The sequence below is a fragment of the Paenibacillus residui genome, from assembly GCF_042677205.1.
Lineage (GTDB): Bacteria > Bacillota > Bacilli > Paenibacillales > NBRC-103111 > Paenibacillus_L > Paenibacillus_L residui.
Genome location: NZ_JBHTIU010000087.1, coordinates 48522 through 55770 on the forward strand (window position 1 = coordinate 48522; position 7249 = coordinate 55770).

At 40.7% G+C, this 7249-nt stretch carries 6 protein-coding genes and 1 pseudogene; 3 read left to right on the forward strand and 4 right to left on the reverse strand.

The window, feature by feature from the left end; translation table 11 throughout:
* Positions 1–60 precede the first annotated feature (60 nt).
* The 4 genes and pseudogenes from ACFQ03_RS21555 to ACFQ03_RS21570 form a co-directional block, all read right to left on the reverse strand.
* A complete protein-coding gene (locus tag ACFQ03_RS21555; protein ID WP_379290882.1) occupies positions 61–828 on the reverse strand; it encodes a MerR family transcriptional regulator in 768 nt (255 codons plus the stop codon).
* Positions 803–1729: pseudogene (locus tag ACFQ03_RS21560) on the reverse strand (DUF2268 domain-containing protein). Before ACFQ03_RS21560 ends, ACFQ03_RS21555 begins: the two are co-directional and overlap by 26 nt.
* A gap of 422 nt (positions 1730–2151) precedes the next feature.
* Positions 2152–2688 carry a hypothetical protein gene (locus ACFQ03_RS21565; protein ID WP_379290884.1) on the reverse strand — a complete coding sequence of 179 codons (537 nt, stop codon included), beginning with the start codon at positions 2686–2688 and terminating at the stop codon, positions 2152–2154.
* Between the two features lie 11 nt (positions 2689–2699).
* Entirely contained in the window at positions 2700–3776 is a 1077-nt protein-coding gene (locus tag ACFQ03_RS21570) for a ParM/StbA family protein (protein WP_379290886.1), read from the reverse strand.
* A gap of 331 nt (positions 3777–4107) precedes the next feature.
* On the opposite strand from ACFQ03_RS21570, the gene ACFQ03_RS21575 reads away from it, so the two are divergent.
* From ACFQ03_RS21575 to ACFQ03_RS21585, 3 genes are all read left to right on the forward strand, one after another.
* Complete coding sequence (locus ACFQ03_RS21575; protein WP_379290888.1) at positions 4108–4917, forward strand: DUF4352 domain-containing protein; 810 nt, start codon at positions 4108–4110, stop codon at positions 4915–4917.
* Positions 4918–5615: 698 nt separating this feature from the next.
* Complete coding sequence (locus tag ACFQ03_RS21580; protein ID WP_379290890.1) at positions 5616–5981, forward strand: hypothetical protein; 366 nt, start codon at positions 5616–5618, stop codon at positions 5979–5981.
* Between the two features lie 396 nt (positions 5982–6377).
* A complete protein-coding gene (locus ACFQ03_RS21585; RefSeq protein WP_379290892.1) occupies positions 6378–6632 on the forward strand; it encodes a hypothetical protein in 255 nt (84 codons plus the stop codon).
* Positions 6633–7249 lie beyond the last annotated feature (617 nt).

The following is a 7249-nucleotide window of genomic DNA, read 5'->3' on the forward strand; positions in this document are numbered from 1 at the left end:
AGACTACAATATTTTTAGCTACGCTGGATTTCAATTAAACCATTATTTGCCATTCGATTTTTAGGACAATTGAGAGACGTTCAACCCATTGATATTATGCATAATTGCATTGTATAGAAAATCTGCTAAATCTTCATTGCTATATTGATTAAAGTAGTTTTTGAATCGTGCATCGAATTTGTAGGTATGGGCAATACAAGCCAATAACTCTGAATCACATGTAGTGAATTGCATTAGACTTTTTTTCCACTCCTCGATTAATCGCTGCACTTCATCCGAGGAAGGATCCTGATGGATACAAGACGCAATTTGTATAAATATTTCCTCCATGGATGAAAATCGTTTCTCTTTTTCATCTGGTGATAATTTTCCCATCGTTTCGTTATACACTTTATACGCCTCTGTTTCGCCATAAATGAATCTTGCCTCATTTGCATACTGCTCTTTCAATGGCAAAACGGAAGAATTGTTGAAGAGCTGCAAATTACTAATATCATTCCCCGAAACGTATTCATCAAGAGCAACCATGATTGTTTCTAGTCTTTGTTTTCTGGATAATAAGGTTTGTCTCTGATTCTTTAATATTTGTTTCTGTTCTTGTTTGGTCAGCTTTATAATATCCGCAATTTCCTTCAAGGAAAAATCCATTTCCTTTAAGAACAAAATGGTTTGAAGTTTTTCCAAACTGCTTCGATCATATAGGCGATACCCCTTTTCCGTCAGATGTGTCGGTTTAAATAAATCGATTCTATCGTAATAATGCAGGGTCCGAGCTGTAATGCCTGTAATCTGAACAATATCTTTAACCGCTAATAATGGTTTCTTCATCCCAAAATCCTTTCACTTCGTCCAGTATTTGAGCAGCAGGTGTAATTGTGGCTTCAAAGATCGTTCTTCCTGTTTTTCTTAAATAATATTGGATTAAATAATATCCGCAAGCATAGCCAGCGCTATATGGCATATTGACCGGTTCAAAGTTTTGAAGCTTTGCGATCTCGTCACCGTAAAGATACGGTGCAAATTTCTCAAAACCGGTTAATTGCAATTTCTCTCTAAGCACGGGCTTTATGTGCCTGTTAAGTGTTTCTGCGTTTGTTTTCGTTACCCAGGGGCCGAGCAATTCTTCTCCAAACATGAACGCAGCATAGTTTTCAGCTAATCCTTCACTTACAATGAGCTCGCCCAAATTAACGGTGTGATCCCACTGAATAAATTGGTATCGAACATTATGGTTGCATTCGTGCGCCAGCGCAGCCTTCATTCGAGGAATCGTGTACTCATTTGGCAGGATTGTACCCCAGATAAACCCGGGAATGCCCCCAAAGCCGCTATATCCTTCGTTTATGGTTAAGGCACGACTTTCCGGATTCCCTAGTAGAATTGTGAACAAATATTCCGATACGGGGAGACTTATTCCATGTTCTATAAATAAATTGAGACCCTTCCTTACAGCGTTCTCACACTCTAACCAAAAAGAATCTGATGAAATCAACTCTATCTCAGGTGAAATCTGCTGGGTTATCTGGTCAGGGGATCGATGCATCATACTATTAAACGTTATAACGTCAAATCCATTCGCCTCTTCAGCTCTAAAAGGGATTTGTTGAATTTGCCATTGTTTCATAAAGGGGGCCATCATTTCGTTTCTTAACAATTCAAGCTTTTCCTCGGGCGAAGCTTGGGAAACTTTTTGTTAAATTCGGTCTGAACGCAATGATTTAATATTCATATCTCTAACTCCTTGTAGTTTATAGTGAGAATAATGCACTATGACCTAACGTCATAGTCAAGTGTTTTGGATAAATACTTAAATTCAGGTGTTTGGAGCAGACATTCGTAATGCGGAGGTCGAATGGTACGGGAAACTGTGGTTAAAGCCTCAAACTTTTTTTGTCAAGAGTCAGATAGTGGCCGGAGGCTGGCGCAGACGCATAAAAAAGATGACCCCACCCAGCCACACGGCCAAGCGGGGGATATCCAATTTTTTCTAGGAACACCTACGTTTCGTTTCGAGTTTATTCGGAGAGAAAACAAAAAGGTTGTGGGCTTCAGCTAATGCTAAATCCACAACCGAGCGTTAGGCATAAAATGATCAAACAAGAAAGGGGCTTGTGCCGGCAAGCGGACTGCCCCTGTTTTCGTGTTTGGGGTTTATGACAGTAAAGCTTTTAACTTTTCGAGGTCAGGCTTATCTTGGAAAACGTCCTTGTTTCCTTTCGTCGCTGTGATTGTTTTTTTGTGGGATGCAGCGTGCAATTTACTATTAGCTGGATTTTGTGCTCTCGTAGAATTTATGGGTTGGGTAGAAGGAGAGGACTCTTTTTGCAATTCGTTTATAATGGCTAGTTTAATTTCTTCGGCGACTTTCTGGATCACGCTTTCATCTGTGCGGGATACACCGGTGCTGGATACATCGGTACTGGATACATCGGTTTTGGGTACACCGGCCTCCTTCTCTTGGATTGCCTCCAAAACGTATTCAATGCCTTTTGCTTTGATGCATTTATTAAGCTGTGCATACGATTGATCCAACCCGTTCAGATAACGATCGGCTTTCTCAATGAAAGCCTCCCGACAGAATCGTGTAAGGGCACGATTCTTTAGGAGTCGTTTGTAAAGTGTTAACAGCCTATTCTTCTGAAGGGCGGTTACGTCTATCTGAAAACTAATGGATTGGACTTTTTTCACATGGTTCACCCCTAGGTTGTTTGAAGAAGGTTGGTTTCCGGAATTTCCTCAACCTCGTATTCTTTTGCAAGCAAGAGTCCGAATTTAAAGAAACCTCTGGCATTTGAAATTTGGTGATCCGGCAATACATGAATATCTGTAACAAATTCCTTAAACCAGGGCTCCATTAATTGCGCTCCCCCACCCGTTAAAAAAACCATGTCAAACTTGCTTCTGTTTTGCCAACGTATTTGCAGTTCATTGATGAGGTACTCCGCTGTTTCACGGATGATTCTTTCCTTGACCTCTTTGATCGGTATCACAAGACGTTTGGAAGCTCTATAAACATCGTTTTCAAATTGGACCTCCACCGTTTTAGGTGTCGCGTAAGCATCGGGATTTACGGTATTTATATAATCTGCCAGACGTTGATATATTTCATGAACCCCTACCTGAATGGTATGGCGGTCGTCAGGTACCGCTTTTAATGAATCAATGCCATCGCAATCAGTCGTACCCAAACCAATGTCTACGATGCCGATATAAGAAGTTCCGATGTCATGACGGATGACATTTCCTGCTTCATCAATATATAAATCCAGGATACTACCAAGGGGCTGAGGCAAAACTTTGCATTCCTTTACTTCAATGGTTTTTTCTTTGTCATTCATTAATACAACGTGTCTGCCCTTGAATAATTCAATCAGCTCTTGTTCGCGAATGGTCCCTTTTTGCCTTGACGGACAACCGGTTATAAGCATAACATCGAAGGACCCTTCTTCTTCCTTGATTAGGCTGGCTAAGCCGAATTGACTGAGCAACTTATAATATTTTTGAGTGTACCTGTCTTCCGTTGTATAGGTGGAAAGGAACTTGCCTTTTGCTGTATTAACCTCATTGCCCCACACGTATCGTTCCCCTGGAAAATCGATGGACTCAAATTCATTGTAGTGTACCGGCTCGCCTTCTCCTGTGGAATCTTCTCTTAATGAATTTTCTTTGGTAAGGAATCCACTTGGGAGTACTAATTGTTTCACCTTGTTGCTGTACCCCTTAAAGTATCCGTTCCCATGATCAATTCCCATAATAACCAGCTTCTTTTTAGCCAAAAGTAACTCCTCCTCACAAGTCCTGTCTTACTATTTCATATTCATCCGGGTGCAAATAACTTTCTGTTCAAAATGTGAATGTAAATAGTTATCAAATATTATGATTAATCGCGACATTGTGTGACAAAAACCTAAGCCCAGGGTCATGGGGTGGCTTGGCGATTATGGAAAAGGCTTATACGGAAAACTGAATGCATCAGAGTTGGATTGGTTGTATAGGATAGTTTCTGCTGGGGGCAACGGAATAGAATTGCGATATGAAGCCCTTAACAAAAACCGGTATTGTGATACAATGGGTAGGAATATATTACCAATTGTGGGAGGGTTTAATTTGAGAAAGAAATTCTTGTCTACCGGAATCATCACCGGCGCTCTGGCATTGGCTATGTCCGTAGGTGCTTATGCCGGAGCCAACCTGGAGGAGGTAAAGGCTCTACTCAACAAAGATATACAGGTTGAGCTTAACGGCAAAAGCATCGATCTAAAGGACGAGCAGGGAGGGGTATTGTACCCAATAACTTATGACGGCAACACTTACCTACCGGTGAGGTCTATCGGTAATGCTATGGGTTTATCTGTAGCGTATGACGCCGATGCTAACAAGGTTGTACTTGGTGGAGAGGAGGCTGCTGCTATACAAGAACCTGAGAAAGTAGCTCCTAAGCAAGAATCGCCGTCAAAGAAAACATCCAGAAGTCATCCAGCGGCCATTGGCACCAAGGTGAATTTCGAGAAGGAATGGATCGTTGAAAAGTACTTCGGATCTGTTTCCGTGGATGAAGTGATTAGAGGAGAAGAGGCTTGGAAGATCATATCCCAAGCTAACAGATTCAACCAAGAGGCTAAGGACGGATATGAGTATCTGCTTGCTAAAATTACTATCAGCATCGATTCAATTGACAAAGAAGGCGCAAAAGCAGACATATCCTCCGTTGATTTTACGCTCGTTTCCAGCGATGGGAAAGACTACGACATTACACTGGGCGTAGTCTTAGAGGATGAAATAGATTCCAACCTTTACGCTGGTGCCTCTCATACTGGCTGGGCAGTATTTACCGTGAAAAAAGACGATGCCAATCCTACTATTGCCTATGCAAGAGATTATGACGGCACTGGTGGAGTTTGGTTCGCGACGAAATAATAATTACAATCCTCGCTTAGCCGCGTGGCTGGGCGGGGATGTTTCCGTCTATGGTATGCGCTGTACTGCTGGATCCTTCTGAACACTCACAAATAATTCCGCAAGGAGGTAGTTTCAATATAAATGTTAGATACTCTCCCTATGTACTGAAAACCCGCTTACAGAGCGGGTTTTCGCTTTTTAAAAAAATGTGAACATATATAAATTTTGAAACGGTAAAGACTTGAAAGTGCTGGAACGTCAGAGGTGCCATGTCAAGCCGCAGCACAGCAGTTTAATAGATCGGTTTGAGAGCTTACTCAAAATTCTTGACAGACTTGTATGAGGTCATTTTTTATGCACATTACCAAATATCCGAATTATCGCTGAGGAGATCCGTATGTACCGCCGCATTACTATTATTATTGATATTGGAATGGAGATACATCAAATTGAACGAAATAAGGTGAGGGATATGAGATATAATTTTGAGAATTTGAAAGGAGATATATCAATTGGATTTGAAATCCATTTAATTTACAAACATGAGCAAAAGTTGTCCAGATAAAATGGTATAATTAGGTTTAGAAACCAATTTAATCAGGAATTGTATAAAAACTGCGGGTTTTAGCACATAACTGATAAACAGAGATTAATGAGGATCCAAATCGTATTAAAGCTCGCTATCTACTGTATCTCAATAATGAGGAGCCATAATTGTGACTAAGGAAAACAAACAAATTGCCTACAAGACTCTTGTGAATCGGCGGAAGGATTGCATATTGTGTGATCCTTTGCAATGCAAACTTCAAAATCCAAGCAAAGCCCTGAACGGACAGTTGGATACAGATGAAATCGGACACTGGACGGATTGGCAAGGCAGTCTGGATGCAAAAGTGATGGTTGTCGGTCAGGATTGGGGTGATTTTAAAACCCTTGAAAAACAGGGGGGATGCGATGTGGACAACAGCGTCACTAATCGTTCGCTAGTTAAACTTTTAATGTTGCTGGCGTGGACATTAACGAAAGTACTTCCAAAAACAAACACGGCGATTTATTTTTTACGGATGCTATTTTATGTCTGAAAACAGAAGGTGGTTTAGCCGGCAAAGTGAAAGGATCATGGTTTCGAAATTGTGTTACCTTATTTTTAAAGCCTCTCATTGATATCATTCAACCAAATTGTTGTCACATTAGGGGGAAGAAGCTACCAAGTCATTGTTACGTGAATATGGGTTCAGAGGCGCAAACTTCAGGGAACTAGTTGAACAGGAGTCTTCTGTAATCATCGGCGAGAACAAAGCTGTGTTTCCAGTCTTACATTGCGGTAGTTTAGGACAGAGAAACAGACCTTTTGAACAGCAAAAGTTTGATTGGTTGCGAATCAAACGTTACTTGGGATAAACAGTTCATGGAAGTATGTTTGGGTTTAACCCTTCACAGTACAGAGACATTGAGATTTCTATGATGAATAATTAGTCATGGAAAAATATCATAAGCCAAATTTCGCTAAAGCAATCGATCCATTTGGCAATTCCAAGTTGTTGGAACAACTCCATACGCTGGCAGGTGGATGCCCATCATTGCTCAAGTTTGGACTTCCGTTAATTATTTCATATTTTCCAAAAATTTTAGCAGTCCCTCGTTTCAGAAGAACCATTATCAATATTTGGGCGGGATCCCATACTATTTCAAATCTGGGTTCAAGAAATATGAATTCAGGTTTTAATAAATAGTCTGGTGGATAAATGTAATGTCTTGCTCAGGAATGTCTTAAACAAGGCAATCGGTGGTTGAAATTAGATCCCCGCCTCTATCATGAAAACCTAGTCCGCGTGAGGGCTGGGCTTTTCATTACCCTTAAATTGAACCCATTTTGTAGCCATGAGATTTTTTTTGCTTTTGGCTGAATTAATGTAGCCAATATAGCTACAGGTAATTTCGCTGAAAGAAAGTGCTTCCCCCGGCGATATATTCAAAGAACGAGCATACTTCTTTGTTTGATTCCCGAACGATCGTCCGGACAACGGTAACCTTTCACGGGTCGACCCGAAGACGATGCAGGGCATTGTCGCGGACATCGCATTAAGCGGAAAGTACGCGATTACGTTAACTTGACGGGAGCGAGTACATTTATTTCTCCCGCAGGAATTCTAAATATTTCTCTAGCACTAAACCATATAATTATGATAGATACTTTGACCTAGGAAAATTGGAATATTTGGGGAGGGAATTATCAGAAAATGTAGAAATTATAAATAACAATCTAAAAAAGCTAAGGAATATATACTGGACAGTCAAAAGTTCTACAGCATTAAGAAGCGAGCGAATCGGCGTCAATATCAGTCGTTTC

Bases quoted from the DNA above. Each gene is read 5' to 3' on its own strand.
- ACFQ03_RS21585 (WP_379290892.1), top strand. From the start codon at position 6,378: ATGGAAAAATATCATAAGCCAAATTTCGCTAAAGCAATCGATCCATTT.
- ACFQ03_RS21555 (WP_379290882.1), bottom strand. From the start codon at position 828: ATGAAGAAACCATTATTAGCGGTTAAAGATATTGTTCAGATTACAGGC.